This window comes from Lyngbya sp. CCAP 1446/10 (genome assembly GCF_026130175.1).
GTDB lineage: Bacteria > Cyanobacteriota > Cyanobacteriia > Cyanobacteriales > Microcoleaceae > Microcoleus.
In genome coordinates this window covers 35,403-56,232 of record NZ_JAIGNI010000027.1, presented here as the reverse complement: position 1 = coordinate 56,232, position 20,830 = coordinate 35,403, and the positions used below count along the sequence as shown (strand labels likewise).

At 45.7% G+C, this 20,830-nt stretch carries 21 protein-coding genes; 12 read left to right on the top strand and 9 right to left on the bottom strand.

The genetic code is table 11. From position 1 onward, the window contains the following. Positions 1-253 precede the first annotated feature (253 nt). The gene (locus K4039_RS13130) at positions 254-2,227 is read right to left on the bottom strand and encodes an efflux RND transporter periplasmic adaptor subunit (protein WP_265235630.1); all 1,974 of its coding nucleotides are present in this window, start codon (positions 2,225-2,227) and stop codon (positions 254-256) included. A gap of 286 nt (positions 2,228-2,513) precedes the next feature. Next, positions 2,514-2,975, bottom strand: a complete 462-nt coding sequence (locus K4039_RS13125; RefSeq protein WP_265235629.1) for a hypothetical protein — start codon at positions 2,973-2,975, stop codon at positions 2,514-2,516. A 365-nt stretch (positions 2,976-3,340) separates the two neighbouring features. On the opposite strand from K4039_RS13125, the gene K4039_RS13120 reads away from it, so the two are divergent. From K4039_RS13120 to K4039_RS13095, 6 genes are all read left to right on the top strand, one after another. Beyond that, positions 3,341-4,537 (top strand): sensor histidine kinase, encoded by a 1,197-nt coding sequence (locus K4039_RS13120; protein WP_265235628.1) that lies wholly within the window; start codon positions 3,341-3,343, stop codon positions 4,535-4,537. 268 nt (positions 4,538-4,805) lie between these two features. Further along, positions 4,806-5,444: a response regulator transcription factor gene (locus K4039_RS13115; protein ID WP_265235627.1), complete on the top strand. Its 639-nt coding sequence runs from the start codon at positions 4,806-4,808 to the stop codon at positions 5,442-5,444. 146 nt (positions 5,445-5,590) lie between these two features. Then, positions 5,591-5,962, top strand: coding sequence for a CHAT domain-containing protein (locus K4039_RS13110; protein ID WP_265235626.1), 372 nt, complete (start codon positions 5,591-5,593; stop codon positions 5,960-5,962). A gap of 14 nt (positions 5,963-5,976) precedes the next feature. Further along, complete coding sequence (locus K4039_RS13105) at positions 5,977-6,318, top strand: CHAT domain-containing protein (protein WP_375339802.1); 342 nt, start codon at positions 5,977-5,979, stop codon at positions 6,316-6,318. A gap of 281 nt (positions 6,319-6,599) precedes the next feature. Beyond that, positions 6,600-6,974: a hypothetical protein gene (locus K4039_RS13100; protein ID WP_265235624.1), complete on the top strand. Its 375-nt coding sequence runs from the start codon at positions 6,600-6,602 to the stop codon at positions 6,972-6,974. A gap of 466 nt (positions 6,975-7,440) precedes the next feature. After that, a complete protein-coding gene (locus K4039_RS13095; protein WP_265235623.1) occupies positions 7,441-8,538 on the top strand; it encodes a hypothetical protein in 1,098 nt (365 codons plus the stop codon). A 145-nt stretch (positions 8,539-8,683) separates the two neighbouring features. On the opposite strand, the gene K4039_RS13090 is transcribed toward K4039_RS13095, so the two are convergent. The 3 genes from K4039_RS13090 to K4039_RS13080 all read right to left on the bottom strand — a co-directional run bounded on the left by K4039_RS13090 (position 8,684) and on the right by K4039_RS13080 (position 11,254). Next, a complete protein-coding gene (locus K4039_RS13090) occupies positions 8,684-9,289 on the bottom strand; it encodes a hypothetical protein (RefSeq protein WP_265235622.1) in 606 nt (201 codons plus the stop codon). Between the two features lie 152 nt (positions 9,290-9,441). Then, entirely contained in the window at positions 9,442-10,299 is an 858-nt protein-coding gene (locus tag K4039_RS13085) for a M48 family metalloprotease (protein ID WP_265235621.1), read from the bottom strand. Between the two features lie 325 nt (positions 10,300-10,624). Then, a complete protein-coding gene (locus tag K4039_RS13080; protein WP_265235620.1) occupies positions 10,625-11,254 on the bottom strand; it encodes a macro domain-containing protein in 630 nt (209 codons plus the stop codon). A 90-nt stretch (positions 11,255-11,344) separates the two neighbouring features. Here K4039_RS13080 and crcB point away from each other — a divergent pair, with 90 nt between their 5' ends. The 3 genes from crcB to K4039_RS13065 all read left to right on the top strand — a co-directional run bounded on the left by crcB (position 11,345) and on the right by K4039_RS13065 (position 13,928). After that, positions 11,345-11,746: a fluoride efflux transporter CrcB gene (gene crcB / locus K4039_RS13075; RefSeq protein ID WP_265235619.1), complete on the top strand. Its 402-nt coding sequence runs from the start codon at positions 11,345-11,347 to the stop codon at positions 11,744-11,746. 390 nt (positions 11,747-12,136) lie between these two features. Further along, a complete protein-coding gene (locus K4039_RS13070) occupies positions 12,137-12,376 on the top strand; it encodes a hypothetical protein (RefSeq protein WP_265235618.1) in 240 nt (79 codons plus the stop codon). A 208-nt stretch (positions 12,377-12,584) separates the two neighbouring features. Beyond that, positions 12,585-13,928, top strand: a complete 1,344-nt coding sequence (locus K4039_RS13065; RefSeq protein WP_265235617.1) for a nitrate/sulfonate/bicarbonate ABC transporter ATP-binding protein — start codon at positions 12,585-12,587, stop codon at positions 13,926-13,928. A 159-nt stretch (positions 13,929-14,087) separates the two neighbouring features. Here K4039_RS13065 and K4039_RS13060 read toward each other — a convergent pair whose 3' ends face one another. Continuing rightward, the gene (locus K4039_RS13060; RefSeq protein WP_265235616.1) at positions 14,088-14,297 is read right to left on the bottom strand and encodes a hypothetical protein; all 210 of its coding nucleotides are present in this window, start codon (positions 14,295-14,297) and stop codon (positions 14,088-14,090) included. Between K4039_RS13060 and K4039_RS13055 the strand changes: the two genes are divergently transcribed. From K4039_RS13055 to K4039_RS13045, 3 genes are all read left to right on the top strand, one after another. Next, positions 14,272-16,008 (top strand): ABC transporter permease subunit, encoded by a 1,737-nt coding sequence (locus K4039_RS13055; protein ID WP_265235615.1) that lies wholly within the window; start codon positions 14,272-14,274, stop codon positions 16,006-16,008. The genes K4039_RS13060 and K4039_RS13055 overlap by 26 nt on opposite strands. Before the next feature lie 311 nt (positions 16,009-16,319). Continuing rightward, positions 16,320-17,717 (top strand): magnesium transporter, encoded by a 1,398-nt coding sequence (gene mgtE / locus K4039_RS13050; protein WP_265235614.1) that lies wholly within the window; start codon positions 16,320-16,322, stop codon positions 17,715-17,717. Positions 17,718-17,888: 171 nt separating this feature from the next. Further along, positions 17,889-18,812, top strand: a complete 924-nt coding sequence (locus K4039_RS13045) for a hypothetical protein (protein ID WP_265235613.1) — start codon at positions 17,889-17,891, stop codon at positions 18,810-18,812. On the opposite strand, the gene K4039_RS13040 is transcribed toward K4039_RS13045, so the two are convergent. The 3 genes from K4039_RS13040 to K4039_RS13030 all read right to left on the bottom strand — a co-directional run bounded on the left by K4039_RS13040 (position 18,772) and on the right by K4039_RS13030 (position 20,651). Further along, on the bottom strand, positions 18,772-18,945 hold the full coding sequence (locus K4039_RS13040) for a hypothetical protein (RefSeq protein WP_265235612.1): 174 nt from the start codon (positions 18,943-18,945) through the stop codon (positions 18,772-18,774). The genes K4039_RS13045 and K4039_RS13040 overlap by 41 nt on opposite strands. Before the next feature lie 87 nt (positions 18,946-19,032). Beyond that, a complete protein-coding gene (locus K4039_RS13035; protein ID WP_265235611.1) occupies positions 19,033-19,548 on the bottom strand; it encodes a hypothetical protein in 516 nt (171 codons plus the stop codon). Between the two features lie 20 nt (positions 19,549-19,568). Continuing rightward, the gene (locus K4039_RS13030) at positions 19,569-20,651 is read right to left on the bottom strand and encodes a ParM/StbA family protein (protein WP_265235610.1); all 1,083 of its coding nucleotides are present in this window, start codon (positions 20,649-20,651) and stop codon (positions 19,569-19,571) included. Between the last annotated feature and the right edge of the window lie 179 nt (positions 20,652-20,830).

The following is a 20,830-nucleotide window of genomic DNA, read 5'->3' as shown; positions in this document are numbered from 1 at the left end:
GGATGAGAATAGAATTGCCGTTATTTGATATATTTCGTTTGTTCCCAAATCTCGATCCCCCTAAATCCCCCGAAAGCAAGGGGGACTTTGAATGCTTCTAATTCTCACCTCAAGAAGGGAGACTTTGAACACTTCCGATTCTCACCTGAAGAAAGAGAGACTTTGAACACTTCCGGTTCCCCCCTTCTTAAGGGGGGCTAGGGGGGATCGAGCCCTAATCATCACATCCAAAATCTAAAATCGCTCGATCATTCTAGGGATTTTTGCGCGATTTACCTGACTTATTCCCCGATGAAGTGGAATCACCGCCAGATTTTTTATCTACCGATGTATCTGAACTATCCCCTTTAGTAGACTCTGAATTATCTTGAGCATCCCCTGCGGTTTTAACGGTAATCTTGCCGCCATCCACCAGATTAGCTTGTCCGTCAATGACAACATCATCACCCGCATTCAGACCTTTTTTGATCACAGTCAAGCCGTTGATTGTATTCCCCACAACCACAGGCACATTATCCACCGTATCATCGAACTGCGCGACAAATACGAATTGTCCCTTCGGCCCGGTTTGTACTGCTTGGGAGGGAACAACAATCGCATTTGGTTGTTGAGATAAGGTTAATGTAGTATTGACAAATTGACCAGGAAATAGTTTCCCGTCTGCGTTATTGAAATCACCAATCAGTTGAATTGAGCCTGTAGAATTATCAACCGTATTGTTAACAAAGGACAAAGTTCCTGATATTGGTTTATTGTTGCCCGCAAAGGTAACATCAACTTTCAGCTTGCCGTTGTCCGCGTATTTTTGGATATCTGGTAAGTTCGATTCAGGAACCGCAAAGGCAACTTGAATTGGATCAATTGTAGAGATGGTTACTAAGGGTTTGTCAGTGCTTGGTTGCACCACATTGCCTGTTGTTACCAGCACGTTTCCGGCGCGTCCGTCGATCGGCGAAAACACCTTAGTATAGGATGATTGCACCTGAGCATTTTGCAAAGTGCCGCCGTCAGCGCTAACACTAGCCTGAGCACCCTCGATCGCAGCCCGATCGCCCTCAACGACAGCACGAGCATTGTCAATCCCCACCAAATCGCTCTTCACCGCCGTCTGAGCGTTCTCAATTCCGACCAAATCGCTCCTCACCGCAGTTTCAGCATTTGCGATCGCCACCTCGTCACCTTTCACCGCAGACTCCGCATTCGTGATACCAATGCGATCGCTCTTGAGCGCAGTTTCCGCATTTGCGATCGCCTGTTTGTCAAGCTCCACTGTTGCCGCAGTAGCTCGACTGCTGGTAGCATATTGTTGCGCTTGATCTTGACTGATTACTCCTTGTTTGTAGAGTTCGGCGTAACGTTGACTTTGGGCGGCGGCATATTGCGCTTGGGCTTGATCTTTTGTTAAAGTTGCGATCGCCTGTTTGACAGCACCTTGGTCTTTTTCCAAAGTAATTTTAGCTTGTTCAACAACTCCCTTATCCTTCGCCATAGTCATTCTGGCTTGTTCGACAACACCCTGATCTTTTTCCAGAGTCGCCTTAGCTTGCTCGACAATTCCTCTATCTTTATCCAGAGTCGCCCTAGCCTGTTCAACAACTCCTTGATCTTTAGCAAGATTTGACATCGCTTGTTGTACTTGCGCGCGGTCTTTTGCTACAATACCTTGAGCTTGTTGGATCGATGCAGTTTGAGAGCGATCGTCGATCGAGAATAGCAACTGTCCTTTCTTAACTTCCTGTCCTTTCTTAAAATAAACCCCTGTAACCCGGCCGCTAGCCTGAGCAGTAACAGAAACAGTAGCACCAGATTGCACATTGCCGATCGCTTGTAGTTGAATCGGCACTGTTTTTTTAGTCACCGTCGCCACCATCACCGGAGTCACTTGCATTTTACCACCGCGGCGGCTCGCTTTTTCCACTTTCGGAGTAGCAGCCCGTTGCCAAACCAAAAATCCCAAACCTCCTATTACCAACAACGCCAGCAAAAACAGTGCAATCCGCCCTTTCGCCAGCACTTTTTCAGTCTTTGGTTGTTTAGTTACAACATTATTTGTAGGTTCGCTTTCCGGCAAAATTGGAGCTTCCCGATCCACTTCAGGGAGAGCTTTTTTCGGAATTTCATCAACAATTTCAACGTTGTGCGGCAGTTGCTCATTCAGCTTCAGATTTTCCTCAGAAACTTTAGGGCGAGTGCCATTCCGACTTTCACTAATAATTTCCTCAATCATCAGAAACCTCTGTATAAAAATATCTCTTACTCTGAATTGCCGTTATTGCAGGATGTATCACGCAAAACAATCAAAAATCACAAAAAAAACTTCACCCCAAATCCGTATCATACCAACTTCAAATTCTTGTGGGGCGTTGCTCCGACGCCGCCGCACAGATGCAATTTAATTGCACCCTACTAACCCTCAAAATTCTTGTGGGGTGGGCTTCTAGCCCGCCCCAAATACGCAATTCACACCTGAAAAAACTTATAATTGCGATCGCACAAAATTTGCAATCACAGTATTACTGAGGTTTAGCTTCAGACGACTTTTGCCCATTTTGCGTGCGAGGATAAGCCGCCTTGAGAATCGCCTTAACTTTTGGCTTTTGTTCAGCAGTCAGATTGATTTCAGTCAAAGCTTTACGCATTTTTTCACCAGACTTAAGTTTAGCGTCCAAGCTTTTATATTGCTCAGGTGTGAGTACCTTTGCGAGTTGTTGACTAATTTCCTGGCGCTTCTGTGCGCGTTCAGCATCAGACATCTTCGGTTTCTGGGAATTTGTCGGATTTGCCGCCACCACATCAGGTGTAGCATCTTTAGAGGAAGCAGCATCCGCCTTCATTTCCGATGAACTGATTGGAATCGCGGCCGGAGAATTAGGTTCCGCAGCCGACGGGGTGTTGGGTGACGCACAAGCAGACAAACCGCCTATCAACATGGCACCGGCGAGAATAAATGCTGGTGCGATCGTACTTATTTTCATGATTCACTGCCTATAATTAACCTTCTTGCACCAATGTTACAACGTAAAATCGATCGCCGCATGACCCCAAACTCCTAACCATACCAGTCAAAAAGCACATAGCCCTTGTGACTTTTTTCCTAGTCCCAAACCCCAAAATCAGCCGCAAAGGCTCTAGTAAGTGCGATCGCACATTCGCTAAGCTACATATAACAGTTGACAGTTGACAGTTGACAGTTGACAGTGTACAAGCATCAAACCGTTTATCCTAAGCCGAACTTTCCTCACCACAAGGGGGTAATATGTTTTTTAACTCCAAGATACCATTTACAATTAGGTCAGCGACCTTACTTGAATCACTCCAGGTTTTGATGGGGAAAAATTCTATGATTCGCTTGACCTATCCGTCCTTTCGCTTGCTGCTTTATCTAGAATGGCTGCTGCTAGCAACGGCAGCATTCATGGAAGTATTGCACCCATTTCGATCGCTTTTGTCGCTGGTGTTGCGCGTGGGCGCGATCGCACTTTTCGGCGCTATCGGGTTACGTTTGCCAACAGTGCGGCTGAGTAGAAAACTTTTATTTACCGCCCTGGAATTTGGCTTAATTTTGCTACCGATAGTTTCGGAAGGGCTATCTAGCCGATCGAGCTTTTTGCTATTTCTCGTTCTGCTAATGCGGAGTTGCATGATTTTCCGGCAGCCCGGACAGATAGCAGTCTTGAGTTTAGCGCTGCTTTCCTATAGTTCTTTGCTGTTATTAAAACCAATTTTACCGGAAAGAGTCATTGCCACTGTTTGGGAATGGCGACTGAGCAACGTGTTATTATTTGGATTGACATTAGTATTTGCCTTACTATTAATAAATGCCTTAATTGCCGAACGCCAAAGCCGAGAGGAATTAGAAATTGCCCATGATAAATTAGCCGTGACTAACGAGCAACTCCGCTACTACGCACTGCGAATAGAAGACCAAGCAACATTGCAAGAACGCAACCGCATTGCCCGCGAAATTCACGACGGACTTGGACACACCTTGGCGGCTCAAACAATCCAGCTAAATAATGCCCTATTGTTCTGGAAATCGGAGGATGAAAAAGCCCTAGAGTTTATGAAACAAGCCAAACAACTCGGATCGGAAGCCTTCTTAGAAATTCGCAAATCAGTGTCGGTTTTGCGATCGAACCCTTTGCAAGGATTATCGCTCGAAAGTGCGATCGACAAACTGCTCCAAGATTTTCAGCGGATGACTGCGATCGAAGTATCTAACTCAATTCGTTTACCAATTCCGCTATCACAAGAAATGAATACCACACTGTACAGAATTGTGCAAGAATCGCTCACAAATATTCATAAACACGCCGATGCCACAATGGTAACAGTTGGGTTACAGCAACACGCCGGACAGATTCATCTATCAATTTCTGACAACGGCAAAGGCTTCGATCCAGCCCAGAATACCACAGGATTTGGACTGCAAGGAATGCGAGAACGAGTGGCGGCAGCGAGAGGTCAATTTGCAATTTATAGCGAGTCAGGAAACGGTTGCCGAATTTCGGTTTCTTTGCCATCTCAAAACATTTAGGAGATTTCATGTATAAGATAAGACGGCGGTTGAAACCGCGCCTATACAAACGATGTCCGCCTCCGCGGACTGAAGAAAAAACCTAATTTTAACCGCCCACTCTTCAACCCGCGCACCATCCGGGTTTTGCCTGTGTAGACGCGGTTTCAACCGCCGTCAACTGTTAACTGTCAACTGTTAACTGTCAACTGTTAACTGTCAACTGTTAACAGTTAACTGTTAACTGTCAACTGTCAACTGTCAACTGTCAACTGTCAACTGTCTATATATGATTAAAATATTGCTAGTAGACGATCGCCATATCATCCGTCGCGGCATCAAAAGTATGCTAGAATGCTACTCAGATATGCAAGTAATCGGCGAAGCAGAAAACGGACAACAAGCGATCGACCAAATCCCCACATTAGCGCCCGACATCGTACTGATGGACATTCGGATGCCCGTGATGGACGGCGTAGCAGCCACCGCAGCCATCACCAAATCCTATCCCGATACAAAAGTCCTAGTATTAACCACCTTTGACGACGACGAATACGTCAGCCAAGCCATGCGACTGGGGGCCAAAGGCTACCTGCTAAAAGACACCGAACCCGACGAATTAGCCCTAGCAATTCGCGCCGTTTACAAAGGGCACACCCAACTCGGCCCCGGATTGTTTGAAAAAGCTTTGATGACACCAGCAGTAACAAATCCCGCCGCTGTTTCTCCCCCAGAATTAGAACAACTCACGCCCAGAGAATTAGAAGTTTTGCGTTTAATAGCTTCCGGCGCGAACAACCGAGAAATTGCTCAAACCTTATTTTTGTCGGAAAATACAGTCAAGAACTATGTTACCAATATTTTGAGTAGATTGAATTTGCGCGATCGCACTCAAGCCGCCCTATTAGCCCATTCACTCTTCAATTAGGCAAATTATAACGTACTTCCGTCATTGCGAATCCCATTTCTGTCATTGCGAAGAACGAAGCAATCGCTTAACCCAAAAAACCGCCAGGGGTTTAAACCCCCGCCGGACTGCGGGAAAGCGCCCAATTCCGGTGATTGCGAGCTCTTTTGGATAGCCAGCCCGATTCCTGTCATTGCGTAGAAACCATCAAACAAAGATTCAATTCCCACGACATCTTAATCAAAAACCAAGCCACCAAAATCGCCCTCACCGAAAACGCCAAAAACCTCTCAAATGCCAGCTACATCCACTTTTCCGGCCACGGAGTATTCAACTTTAACAATCCGCTGCTATCCTTATTAGCCCTAGCCGGTTCCCTAGAAACAAGTAACGACAAAGACAAAACAAAGCGCAGTGTCATAATGCGAAGCGGCAAAACAGTCATACCTGAAAAATGCCTCACTTTGCAAGAAATTTTTGCCAATTTACAATTACCCAGTGCAATCTCGTCACACTTTCCGCCTGCGAAACCGGGTTAACCGACTCAACAGCAATGACAGATGAGTACATCGGTTTACCCAGCGGCTTCTTGTATGCAGGAAGCATGAATGTAGTCAGCACATTATGGAAAGTCGATGATTTTGCCACAGCAATTTTCATGATCAAATTTTACCAAGAATTGCAACCAAAATTTTCAGTAGCCGTTGCCTTAAACGCCACGCAAAACTGGATGCGCGCCGTCATCCGCGAGGATTTCATGGTTTGGATTGAATTGTTAAAATTAAATGAAAATTCAATAGAAAAGGTCAAAGATTGGTTAAGTTTTGACACCAGCAATGAACCGCCTTTCCGCAAACCCAAATATTGGGCAGCATTCTGCGCCACAGGATATTAAAAATCCTAGGGTGTGTCGCCACGAATCGGTATTCTTGATGTATAATTGTCTTATCATATATCGTAGAGACGGCTTCACCAACCATCTTTGATTCCCGTCCCCACCAACCCCCGATTACCAGAAAGAATTGGTTTAAAGCCGGAACCCTTGTAGGGAGAAATTAAAATCAGACTATTGATTACTCCAATCCTCTTCCTTCCGGGTAGAGGTCGCTGTCAACCGTCAACTGTCAACTGTCAACTGAACGAACAATCCCACATTGTATTAACGGAGAATTATTTATGAACCCCGAGATAAACCTCATTGCTTTGATGACTTTGCTGACTGAATATCCAGAAATCTTTCAATCAGAGTTAGAAGCCTGGAAAGACTTACCTAATTTGGCAAAAGCAATAACCAACTTAGCAGACAATGAATCTGCCATTGGTGATACCATCAAACATTGGTGCACGCAGCATGGCGATTTAGGAGAAGCATTAAGAGACGAGATAAATGAGTTGCGAGAAATCTACGATCCCGGTGACGCCCTTCCAAGTACAGTAGAACCGATCGCAAATCTCACCAAAAGAGCACCAGAGATCATTATGAAAGCTTACGAAGAAATGCAAAAACTAGACCAAAAAAAGATTGCCGATACCCAGAATGAATCCAAATAACCAAGTATACGCCCCAAACGTTCATTTATTCGCCTTCCACGTCTGAGATACCCTATCATCAGGCTCAAATTCCCCTACCAACTCCCCACAACTAGCCCTACCACCAACCTCAAATCCCCCGATAAATCCCCAACACCTCTGGGAAAAATGCAACGAAATCCTGCAAGAAAAACTCCACATTGATGCCGAATTTAATGATACCAACTTATACAAAACCGCCCAACCACCAGGCCGCCGCGTCAAGCTGATTATCAAACAAGCAGTCAACAATCGGGGATCTTTATATTTAAGCAAAAATATCAACTATGACAACCAGCAGATTTTCCTCGAAGGATTTGCCCAACCGCTGCGGATTGACGACAGTTACGCCTTAGGCTTCAACCTCCGCGTCCCCGAAAAAACTAATGGCACTAAAACACCAGATGTCGATCTTAGCATCTTCCATGAATTTAATCCCGATAACTGCTTGCTGCACAAGTCAGTTAACAGTTATTTCGGTCAAACTCTGCTGCTTACCGCTTGGCTAACCGAATCACAAAAAGCAGCAGCCCAAGAAGATCCCAATTCTATCAAAAACTTAGGTCAACTCTGTCTAAAATCTTTTATTTCCGGTGAAGACTTACCAGAATTTTACCGTCAAGGCGAATTATTCGGTAGCCCGATTCTAGAATACGGCAATCCCAATTACCCAGATAAATTCGGGCACATTCTGATTTGGTTTTTCGATAGTCAGACAACGAGTGATATCTGGGATATTTACTACCCCGACTTTTTAGATTTATTCTTGTACCGCCACAAAATCATCCTTGCTTACAAAGAAAGTCGCGCCTACTACTCCGAAATCCGCAAGGAATACGAAAAAATCGAACTGGATATCGACAATACTTTCCAGTATTTGCAACATGACGAAGCCCACCAGCGCCAATTGAAAGGTGCCGGTTTAAAGCAAGAGGAATTAGAACATCTACAACGCAAGACAATCGATATGCCGCCGCGGGCTGTTAAGTATGCCCGGTTGCTGATGAATTTGGAAATTAGGCAAAATACGATCGCCATTAACGCCCAAAATTACCAAAAAAATTTAGATCAAATAAGTCTTGACATCAAATCCAGAAAAAGTTATAATCGTAGGGATACCAAAAAATATTCTGATTTGAGTTTCCTAGAATTATTCAGCAAAGAAACTTGCCCGCAGTTCCAAGAACAAATCAAATTTGACTTAGGTTATTTCAAACACGGCACCGGCTTGCTAGACAAGGCGATGGAAGCAATTAGGGGCGTAGTGGCGATCGCAGAAGCCCGTCGCGATGCAGAATTACAAGCAACCATTCAAGTAGTAGGCTCAGCTTTAGGATTTGTCGGCATAGTAGCCAGCGTAGCTCCTTATCTGATCAAACAAGACCCGCCCGATCGCAAATTTTACCTACCATTAAGCAACATCGAAATCCCGTCATTTATGATCGTGCTGCTGATTAGCCTCGGTGCAGGATTTGGTGTGTGGATGTCGGTATGGGCGATCAAGAAAATCCTACCAAAAATCAAGCAGCGGCTACCTTTCCGTTGACAGTTGACAGTTGACAGTTGACAGTTGACAGTTGACAGCAAGATTAGTATGGTGTGTCGCGATCGATCTTATCCAAAACAGACGAAATATCGATCGACGCACCAGCAACAGACAATATGGTTACATTAACTTTCCCTGCTTGATCTTACTTCTCGGAATCATCGCGATCGGACTTGTCAAAAAACGCCGTTAGCGAACTCCAAGCCGACTTAGCCGTCTCCTTCAATCGAACACCAATCGACTCAATTTCCCCAACCACAACGTGCCAATTCTTTTCCGTCTCCTTCTGAATGTGATCGACAGCTTGATCAATGCGATCGCGTTCGATCAATTTATTTTGTTCCACCGCTTCTCGCGCTTGTCGCACCGCTTTCAAATAAGCCTCGCGACTGACTTCGCCGGCATCTTGCACCTGCGCTTGAGCCCGCGTTTTAATCGCATCAACCACCAGCCAATTTTTCTCAGATTCCTTTTTGAGTAGGCTGACAGCCTCAGTCATTCTCTCTTTGGCGATCGTCTTATTTTCTTCGATCGCACCCGAAGCCTGTTGGAGGGCTTTCAAATAAGCTTCGCGGGTAAGTTCCCCTGCTGCTTGGACTTCAGCCGCGGCGCGTTTTTTAATTGCATCAAATAACGCAGCAGTTTCGGCGATCGTCTCCGGTGTCGCATCGGGCATCTCCTTTTTGACGATCGCCGTCGTTTCGGGAGTAGCCTCTACGATTGTTACTTCGGTCACATTTGGATCTGTCATATCAATTATCTCCTTTCTTAGTCCGCAAACGCAGACTTTGTATATGTAGCGCCAGAATTCATTCTGGCATTTAAGACTTTGTACCCGTAACACCAGAACCCATACTGGCTTTTAAAAATTGCGATGTGTAGCGCCAAAACTTATTCTAACACTTAATAAGAACCAGGCAATTCTTGTTCCAGCTTCATCAAATTTTCAATCCGCGATTCCGTAGTTGGATGAGTCGAAAACAAACTTCTAAACCAATCACCACTAAACGAATTCACAATCAACAGCGGTGCAAAAGCCGGATTACCATCTAGAGGCATTTGGCGCGCCCCACTTTCCAACCGCTGCAAAGCCCTCGCCAAAGCCCTTGGATTGCCCGTTAACCGTGCAGCCCCCGCATCCGCCGAAAACTCCCGCGTGCGCGAAATGGCTAGCTGAATCACCGAAGCAGCCACCGGTGCGAGGATAATCGTCAGCAGTAACCCTAAAGGATTCGGGCTGTTGCGATCGTCCCGGCCACCAAACCACCTACTGTAACTCGCCATTTGCGCCAACAACGAAATCGCCCCCGCCACAGTCGCCGCCACCGCTTGCGTCAGCGTGTCGCGGTTGTTAATGTGAGTAAGTTCGTGGGCGATAACTCCTTCGAGTTCATCCTCTGACAGCATATTCATAATCCCTTCAGTCACTGCAACCGCCGCGTGTTCGGGATCGCGCCCGGTAGCAAAAGCGTTAGCAGACTGAGTAGGAATCATGTAAACTCCCGGCATAGGTAAATTAGCGCGCTGGGCCAGTCTTTCCACCATTGTATAAAGTCCCGGCGCTTGGCTAGCAGTTACCGGCACAGCCCCGTAAGCCGCCAAAGCGATTTTATCCGAGTAAAACCACGAACCTAAGTTCATAGCGGCGGCCAAACCAATGCCGATAATTGCACCGCCCGAACCGCCGATTACCCAATAGCTAACGGTAATTAACAGCGCACTTAACAAGCCTAACAAAGCAGCAGTTTTAATTTGATTCATTTCGGGACTCTCCCTGAAAGCACTAAATTAAGCAATTATGTCGATCGACATTCTATAGTTGTTTCATGGGATCTTGCCGCCTACACAACCCGATTGCGATCTCAGTATTTGGTGGCATCACAGATAAATTTTGCTTAACTATTGGTTGTTTTTGCCTCAGTTCCTTTACATTTTATCTACCAACGTTGCACTCGTGTGTAGAATACCGCCAACTTGGAGGTACGGTTTAGCGCACTTTAATTTTTAATCAGCCACTTTACCTAAAAAAACACAACACCAAGAAACCAGGTTTCTCAACAATTTAAAAAATTAAGATTTAATCCTTTCAATTTTTAAACTGCAAATCTCCGACATCGTTAGCATATAATAAATGATGAGACTTTTGGGCATCCAGCCAAGATGCAGGAAATTCATATTGAGATAGGAAGATATCTTGAAGAGCAACTTGCATCTGATGCGCGCAGATATCCGGCGGCACTTTACCTGTACCCGTACCCATGCCGGGAATTGCGATCGTTTCAATGATATGTTTAACAGGCGTTCCATCTGGAACAGTACCAAATTTTACGAGAGTTAAAATAGCGCGAGTTGCTAGATAAACATTGACTGTCTCTGTTAAGATTGTCGGAACGCGCATGGTTGGGGCAGCGATTAAATAGGGAATTTCTGCATGATCAGTATCTACAACTTCGGCTAATCCTACTAATAGTTCGCCGTGATATCGAGTCTGAATTAGTTTTTGCAGACGTTCTTGAACGTGACTGCCAAAATATTCCGAAATTGCTAAATCTAAGCCGCCGTCCATAAAGCCAAAACTATTCGCCGGACTCACAATCGCATCGCATTTCACATCAAAGATTGAGCCTCGATGTATTTTGACGTTTTCAATATTGCCACAAGTGCTTTCCCAGGCTCTAACTAAGTCATTGTCTACGGCAGCCAGCACAATTTGCATAGATACTCTCTATAATTTTTAAAATGGCGATCGGCATTTTAATCATACAATAATTTAGATGAGTCCGCTCAATCTCAAATCTAAAATCCTTTGATACTGCAAGACCCGAATCTCCGCCATCCGATCGCCATTAGTTTCGGTGCCATTGCCGGCGCATTGAGCCGGTATTATATCACCTTATGGTTTGCCAACCGTTTCGGCACAGCTTTTCCCTACGGAACTTTTTTTATTAACATTACGGGTTGCTTGGCTATGGGATTTTTTATCACCCTGGCTTTTGAACGGGTGCCGGCGATTCCGACGGAAGTGAGGTTAATCGTTGCGACGGGATTTTTGGGCGCTTATACTACTTTTTCGACTTACGGTTTAGAGTCAAATGTCTTGTGGCGCGATCGCTTTTACAGCTTGGCCACTTTTTACTGGGCTGGCAGTGCCATACTCGGAGTAATCGCCGTTCAGTTAGGTGCAACATTAGCTCGTTTAGGAAAATAGAGACAACTGATAAAAATTAATAATCGACAACATACAAATCCCCGTGATTTTGAACCAGGAGCGTTTGAAATCAAAGGGAAGGTCTGCTGAAGCCTATTTTGGGTTTATTTAGGTGCTGTAGGGCTGATTGAGTCGGGCTATGCAGATTTTCCGCTGATTGCGTTTCACTTTCACAAAAGCGCGATCGCCCCGCTCAACCAAATTCCGCTATTCTAGGCTTGGGCTACTGCCGTTGACCCAGCAGCCGCTTTCGTCTTTGGGCGTTTGTTCGATCGCATCGGCATCTCGGCCCTCATCTTAACAGTCGTTTGCTCTTCACGGTTTGCCCGATCAATGTTCTTCGGGAACGGGCAGGGGGCATTGCTAGGAATGGCTTGATGCGTTATAGGTATGGGAGTCCAGGAATTGATGGTGAAAGCCGCCGTAGCTGGACTCGTACCTGCGGACAAAAGAGGTTCCGCCTATGAGATATTTAACACAGGCTATGGCTTATCATGGTTTCTGGGCAGTTTGGCGATGGGAATTTTGTGCGATCGCTCAATTACTGGGCTGGTTGTATTTTCAGTTGCGCTCCAACTCGCTGCTATTCCAGTCTTATTCCTGGTGAAAAGGCGATCGTCTATCACATGAAATTGACCGAATACTCGGCAGTCAGTGATCAGTAATCAGTGATCAGTCAACAGTTGTGATTTTCGCAGAGTCTTTTGCTAATGACTAATGACTAATGACTAATGACTAATGACTACTGACTAATGACTAATGACTACTGACTACTGACTAATGACTACTGACTACTGACTAATAACTAAATTTAAACAACAAGCGAGGGGGTTTAGCTGTGATAGCTAAAACAGCAACAGAGTGCCTCATTACCTTAAAAGACGTTAGCAAAGCTTACCAGCAGCCAAACGGTCAAAAAATTTCTATTTTAGAGCCAATTAATTTAGAACTGCGATCGGGCGAAATAGTAGCTTTGCTCGGGCCTTCCGGGTCAGGTAAATCAACATTAATGCGGATCATAGCCGGACTAATCCCGCCCAGCGAAGGTCAAATTCTCTACCACAATCGTCCTTTAGTCGGCTTAAATCCTGGGGTAGCAATTGTATTTCAAAACTTTGCTCTTTATCCATGGCTGACGGTACTAGAAAATGTAGAATTAGGCTTGAAAGCTAAAGGAGAAATGCCAGAACCGCGCCTCCAAAAAGCCTTGAAAATGATTGATATTATCGGTTTGGACGGATTTGAAAATGCTTATCCGAAAGAACTTTCCGGCGGAATGCGGCAGCGGGTGGGATTTGCTAGAGCTTTGGCGGTGGAACCCGAACTGCTTTGCATGGATGAACCGTTTTCAGCTTTAGATGTTCTGACTGCTGAAAACTTGCGGTTTGAGTTATTAGATTTGTGGCTGGAAAAAAAGATTCCGACTAAAGCTGTGTTAATCGTAACTCACGGGATTGAGGAAGCGGTTATTTTAGCCGATCGCATTGTAGTCCTCGGCCGCAATCCGGGGCGAATTCGCGCCGAATTGACCGTCACTTTGCCACATTATCGCGATCGCAAAACTCCCCAATTCCAAGCCCTCGTAGACCAAGTGTACAAAATTCTGACGAATCCAGAGTTAAGCTGCGAAACCGTGGTTGCACCCGCTGCAAGTGCCACTACCGTGTCTCAACCTGAACCCGCGCCCAGTGCTAAATACCAATCTCTGCCGCAGGTGCGAACAGGTGCGATCGCCGGCTTATTGGAACTCCTGGAAGATCGCAAGGAAAAAGACCTCTACCGCCTTGGTCAAGAATTAATGTTAGAGGTTGACGACATTTTGCCGATCGTAGAAGCAGCAAAATTAATGGATTTTCTAATAATCCAAGAAGGCGACCTGCTGTTAACACCAGTTGGCATTCAATTCATTGCCGGCGGAATTGACCAGCGCAAACAAATTGTTCGCACCCAAATTCTCAGCAACATTCGCCTCGTACAGCAAATTTCTCGAATGCTTCAGGCTAAGCGCAATCACCGCATTTCTGAAGAGTTAATTCTGGATATTCTGGAAGCACACTTTAGCCCGAAAGAAGCCATGCGACAATTGCAAACAGCTATTGATTGGGGTCGCTATGCCGAATTATACAGTTACGACGAACCAGGGGGCGAAATCTTCCTAGAATCAGAAACTAAAGATGAGTAGTCAGTTGAAAGTTGAAAGTTGATAGTAGTCAGTTGATAGTTGACAGTTGATAGTAGTCAGTAGTCAGTTGAAAGTTGATAGTAGTCAGTAGTCAGTAGTCATTGGTATTTTTACCGAATCATTAATAACAACTTCTGACTTCAACCTTCCATTCATCCGTTAAATCCGTTGCCGAACCTTCCATTCATCCGCTAAATCCGTTAAGAAATCCGCTGCCGAACTTCCTTCTGCCTTCTTCCTTCTTCCTTCCTTCTTTCTTCTTCCTTCTGCCTTCTGCCTTCTTCCCTCTTCCTTCTGCCTTCTTCCTTCTGCCTTCTGCCTTCTTTCCTCTTCCTTAGGAATTATGACAAGACCTCTAACACCCGCCAATAAAACATTAGAAAGATCAGCTTGGACTTGGCAAGACGGCTTACTAATTTTAGCAATTTTCTCTCTAATATTAGTAATTGTCCAAACAGCATCTCAATTCAACAGTGACTACAACCCAAACTTTAAAATTGAGACCACGCTAAATGTCTTGCCAGCGTATACAGCCCAGACTCTTTTACGCATGACAGCAGCCTATTTTTTAGCCTTGCTATTTACCCTAGTTTATGCTTATTCAGCTTACCGATTTCCCCTTGCAGCGAAAATTTTAATTCCCTTATTAGACATTTTGCAGTCGATTCCGGTTTTATCCTTTTTACCCGGAGTTGTTTTAGCATTAGTTACTTTATTCCCAGGTCAAAGAATCGGCGTAGAACTCGCATCGATTATCTTAATATTTACTGGGATGACTTGGAATATGACCTTTAGTTTCTATCAGTCGCTTTCCGGCATTCCGCAAGAACTTAAGGAAGCTGCTCAAGTTTATCGGCTGAATGCTTGGCAGCAGTTCTGGACGTTAGAATTGCCCGCTGGTGCGATCGGACTGGTGTGGAACAGCGTCATGTCAGTGGCGGGCGGCTGGTTTTTTTTAATTGCGATCGAATCTTTTACCTTGGGCGACAAAAACTTTAATTTGCCAGGACTCGGTTCCTATTTGGGCAAGGCAGCAAATCAAGGCAATTTTGGGGCGATCGGCTGGGGTTTAGCTGTATTAATTGGTGTGATTATCGCGATCGACTTTTTGATCTGGCAGCCTTTGATTGCTTGGGTAGAAAAGTTTAAATATCAAGCCGTAGAAGCGACGAATGTACCGCAGTCAAAGGTGTTGGATTTTTTAAGGCGATCGGCGACGTTGCGGGTGTTGAAGTCGCGAATATCGCCCGTAGGTGACAGTTTCGATCGCGCGCTAGCAAGAGGTTTTGCACCTGCTCATTTACCAAAAAGCCCTCGGCAACAAAGCCGCCTCGGCAATTGGATAAATTGGATATTTGTCAGCGGGTTTGCTGCGATCGTACTTTGGGGAACCTGGGAAGCGGTGCTGCTGCTCAGGTTCCTAAGTTTGTCTGACTGGCAAAAAGTCGTGGGAGGTGCATTTTTCACGGCTTTGCGAGTCATTTGCGCCTTATTTCTATCGCTGTTGTGGACGGTACCTGTCGGAGTTGCGATCGGTCGAAATCCGCGTTTAGCCCAGATTTTGCAACCATTAGTACAAATAGCCGCTTCTGTACCAGCAACGGCTTTATTTCCCGTATTGCTGCTAGGTTTAATTCACGCTGGAGGCGGCTTGCAAATTGGTTCTGTGGCGCTGATGATGTTGGGTACAATGTGGTATTTGCTGTTTAATGTGATTGCGGGCGCTCAAGCCATACCTTCGGAGTTGTTTGAAGCCGCGCAAGTTTACAAGCTTTCCCTCATGCAACGCTGGAAAACTTTAATTTTGCCTGGAATATTCCCTTATTTAATTACAGGAATCATTACGGCGGTGGGCGGAGCTTGGAATGCGAGTATTGTCAGCGAATACGTGCAGTTTAAGGGTGAAATTATTAGAACAAGCGGTTTGGGCGAGACGATTTCTGAAGCTACGGCATCGGGCAATTTTCCTTTACTGTTAGCGGCTACTTCTGTGATGTCGCTACTGGTTGTATTGACTAACCGTTTGGTGTGGCGACCGCTTTACCGTTTGGCTCAAGAAAAATATCAGTTGTTGGTTTAAATTGACAGTTGACAGTTGACAGTTGACAGTATAGCCATTCTCAACGGCGATCAGGTATGTCAGGTAATTGGTAATGGGTAATTGGTAATCGATCGCACTTTCCCGAACTCACGCTCTTTGGCGCTAGATCAAAAACACAATACCAAGCAACCCGGTTTCGACAATACATCTTGGTTTTGATGGTGAAGCATCCGCGAAAAAATTGGGTTGCTCACCCCGCCCGTGTAAATCGTATAACTGCAACCAGTGGTGTCAATAGGCTATAAACTGGATTCAGGAAGGCGCGCAGCACAGGTTTAGGAGGGTCATCAGTGACAGAAAAAAATTATCAATCGTCTTCGCTACCCATCTACGCGCGAAAAGAACTGCGGGAATTAGTTCGATCGCAGTTAAAGGCCCTGTTGGAACAAGGAGACTTTAAAGGAGCAAAAGCGATTTTGCACCCGGTGCAGGAAGCAGACATCGCTGAAGCTATCGAAGGCCTGCCAGAAACCATGCAAGTAATAGCTTTCCGCTTGCTTTCCAAAGACGAAGCGATCGCAGTTTACGAATATCTCGACTCCAGCGTTCAGCAGTCCCTCTGCGAAAAATTCAAACGCCAAGAAGTCATCGATATTGTAGACAAAATGTCCCCGGACGATCGAGCTAAACTTTTTGACGAACTGCCGGCAATCTTAGTCCGCCGCCTCTTAGGTGAATTGAGCCCAACGGAACGCGAAGCTACGGCCCAACTTTTGGGTTACGAAGCCAGTACCGCCGGCCGGATCATGACCCCAGAATACATTTCTCTCAAAGAAAGCTTTACCGTCGCCCAAGCTTTAGACCGAATTCGCTCTTTGGCTAGAACTACTGAAACAATTTATTCTCTTTACGTCACCGATGCGGCGCGATGCTTGAGTGGCATTTTATCCTTGCGGGATTTAGTCACTTCTCCCCTCGACAAAACTGTCGGCGAAATTATGACCCGCGAGGTAGTTTCTGTTCAAACGGGAACGGATCAAGAAGAAGTAGCGAGGCTGATCCAGCGTTATGATTTTTTAGCTGTGCCCGTTGTAGACCGCGAACAGCGTCTGGTGGGGATCATTACAGTTGACGATGCGATCGACATTTTAGAACAAGAAGCCGACAAAGATATTTATGCCTTGGGTGGCGTCCAGTCTGGTGGTGACAATTATTTTCAGACCGATTTAATCACCGTTGCTCGCAAAAGGGTCGTATGGCTGTTTATTCTGCTTTTAACCAATACTGTCACTGGCGCAATCATTAGAGCTCAAGAAGATATTTTGCAACAAGTAGTCGCCCTAGCAGCCTTTATTCCGCTGCTGACTGGCACTGGAGGTAATGTCGGAGCTCAGTCCTCAACAGTTGTAATTCGCGGTTTGAACACTGACGAAATTACAGCAATGGGGCCGATGAAAATAATTGTGCGGGAGGGGATGGCGGGAGCGCTACTAGGAGCTATATTGGGGACGGTAGCGACTGGCTGGGCTTATATTCTGCAAGGGAGTTTAGCGGTGGCCATCGCGGTGGGGGTGAGTTTGTTTGCGATCGCAATTTTAGCTTCTATTGCCGGTTCATCTCTGCCGTTTCTGTTTCGTTCTTTGGGTTTAGACCCCGCTTTAATGTCAGCTCCTTTTATTACCACCGCAGTTGATGTCCTCGGAGTTTTGATTTATTTCACTTTAGCTCGACTAATTTTGCAAATTTAATATATTTAAGTAGATTGTTATATAAAAAAAACTATAGTAATTTTCAATTCGGCGATCTACAGCCTCCCAATGCCCAATGCCCAATTCCCAATGCCCAATTCCCAATGCCCAATTCCCAATGCCCAATGCCCAATGCCCAATTCCCAATTCCCAATTCCCAATTAATAACCTATGTCATCATCTAATTCATCAACCAAAATCCAAAATCCAAAATCGAGCAATTTGTTAGAAACTGCTGAATTAATCTTTCTTGCTGCCTCGGCTGTGGGATTGGCTGCGAGTTTGGTTTGGCAGCAGAGCGTTTATGCTCAAATTCCTGTAGTGATTTCCCTCGTGTTGAATTTTGTGAACCGCCAGAAGTTGCGCGGGCAAGTTAAAACAAGTACGGTGGCTGTGTTCGATCGCGTAAACCAACAAGCAGCTACTAGCGATCGCGCGATCGAACAATTACAACTCGCTGTCAATGCTGTAGACGAAGCTCTTGCTCAAACATCTCGCGAAAATCAGAATGTTGGACAGGGAGAAAACACACACTCTATAATTTCAGCAATTGAGAACCTGCGCCAGCGGATCATAATTTTAGAAAAAACTATAAAAATGATTCAAAGCGAGATCGAAATCACCAGCCGCCAATTCAAACAACGGCCGGAGTTGCAACAAGTCGAAACTTTGACAACAATAATTCTGGACTTGCAGGAGTTTATCAACGAACTGCCGCAGTGGGGAAATTTGCAGCAGCGGCAGCTAACAGAACTTCAGCAAAAAGTAGACAATGCTTTGGCTGAGCTGGCTCAAGAAATGGCTGTGATTCCCCACCGTTTGCAGGAGGCTGTAGCTAGTCGCGGCGGGGAAATTAATCAACCGTTGGGTTCTGGTTTGAATGTCGAGCCAAAAAATGCCGATCGATCTAAAACCCAAAATGAGAAAATTCGCCAGAAATATCCCAGAGCTTATATCAAGTGGAGTCGGGAGGAAGACGAGAATTTGCAGAAAGAATATGCAAGCGATCAACAAATTGGCGAATTAGCTCAGAGATTTCAGCGACAGCCTGCTGCTATTCGTTTGCGATTGCAAAAATTAGGATTGATGGAATAATATCGAGGTAATTGATAATTGGTAATTTGGCAATTTTTCCCTCTCCCCTCTCCCTTCTTCCCTCTTCCTTCTTCCCTCTTCCTTCTTCCTTCTTCCTTCTTCCATAACAAAGTCGATCGCCCTTTTTATTCAAAAGAGCGATCGACTTTGTTTATTTATTCAGTACCCGCTGCCAACAGCGAGCCACTAACATCACATCTCAAGGCTAAAAAGCCTTGGCCTAGAAATCTTGCGGTAACAAAGAACTTAAACGCTCCAATAAAGGATCGGACTCCCGACGAGGAGCAACCTCAGCGTCAGAAACTAGATCATTCGCTACAGATTCAGACTCAATCGGATCAGGCTCTACTACTTTTGAAACTTGGGCAAAAGAAACTTGAGCAAACTTACTGTTAACACTCCCCTGCAACTGATCCAACTGTGCGCCCAATTGACTCAGGTGATGTTCCAGTCCCTCCAAACGGCTTAATTCCTCAGCAGAAACATTGCGCTCAAACTCAGCAAATCTGACCGCAAGTTCAGCAATACGCTCTTCCAACCGCTGAGAGCTATCTGTAGAGATAGGAGACTCAGATACAGACAAAAACTGCCACAAAGCTTGCTTGCAGAGATTGCTGAAAGTCTGATACTTCGTAAAAGCCAACTCTTTTTCAATAGCCGCCAGCAAAGTTTGATCCGCAGCATCTTCCGTAAACGCCACCGAGAAATTCGCCTTATTTTTTGCCCACAGTGCCATAGGGTTCAAGCCTTAATGCGTTACTTTATCGTGGCTAGCTGAGCCTCAGCATAAATAAACTGTCCCAAAGCATTAGCTTTCCGAGAAGGCTGAGCCAAGTGAGCCTTAAGATTGGCGTCTTTCAGCAAAGGTTGGAGAACCTCCCAGAAAAACTCGCCGCCACCGCCAGTCAGAACTACATCCGTCACCCGTTCCGGCAGCCACTGCACCAAACGTTCGGACAGTTCGTTAGCGAAAGCCTCCCGCAAATCCTTAATAATCGGATCTAAATTAGTCGGCTTAGTCGCTCCTCTAGGACGGTAGAAACGTTGGCCTTCCGGCTTATTCACCGCTTCTAGTAAAGACAGAGATTGAGGGTCTGCGCCCGGAATCTTTGAGGCAACTTGTTCGTAGAACTTGTTCATGGCGAAGGAATCGCTCTTAGAAGCCGCGCGGGCGAACCGGAAACGATCGACCATTAACAAATCGGTAGTTTGGTGTCCGATATCGACAACAGCCACCGACAGTTCCGGCAACTCCGGCGAAAACTCCTTGTTGTCTTGAGCCTCGCACCAAATTAGGCTGCCGAATCCTTCCGGCATCACCCAAACGTGGCGGATGTCAATTTCCAAACGTTCGCCGCGATAGATCACAACGTGGGGAGAGCGCAGTTGGCTGATAATCTCTTCCTTTTCTTTCTCAAACTGATCCTGCGAATAAAAAGGCAAACCCAGCACTACTGCCATTTCGCCCTTCATTTGGAAATATCCAGCACAGGAAAAAACCTTAACCAAAGCATCTACTACTTTCGACTGGTCAGCGCCGCCGAGATTAGCGCCAAAGTCCGCGGCCAGTTGGCCGATGGCGTACCCCTTGCCTTGGTGCTCCAGCCACATATCCAACAGAGGGTCTGTTGCTTTTGACTCAAAGCTGCCGCCCCGCACCTTTTCGACGGGCATCGCAGCCACGTTGGCAGGGATGAATACAACACCATTTGGGTTGCGACTCACGCAAGCTTTAGTTGCTGTACGACCCAAATCAGCACTAATAATCGATTTGTGAGAAGCGATCTTAGTCTGCTGCGTCAGCATAGCCGAATTAGGAACAAGCTGTCTAGTTGTCATCAGAAAAATGGGTAGAAACCCCGTCCTTCTAGGACGGCTTTATTATTGTTTTGGATATACTACCGCCTTGGGATTGGTTGGTTCGGTGTGCTTTTGTGTTGCACTCTCAACGGGACAGTTACCGTTTCAAGTCTCCCAATCCTGTACGCATAGCATTTTGCTCTTTCGAGCCTCCCTTG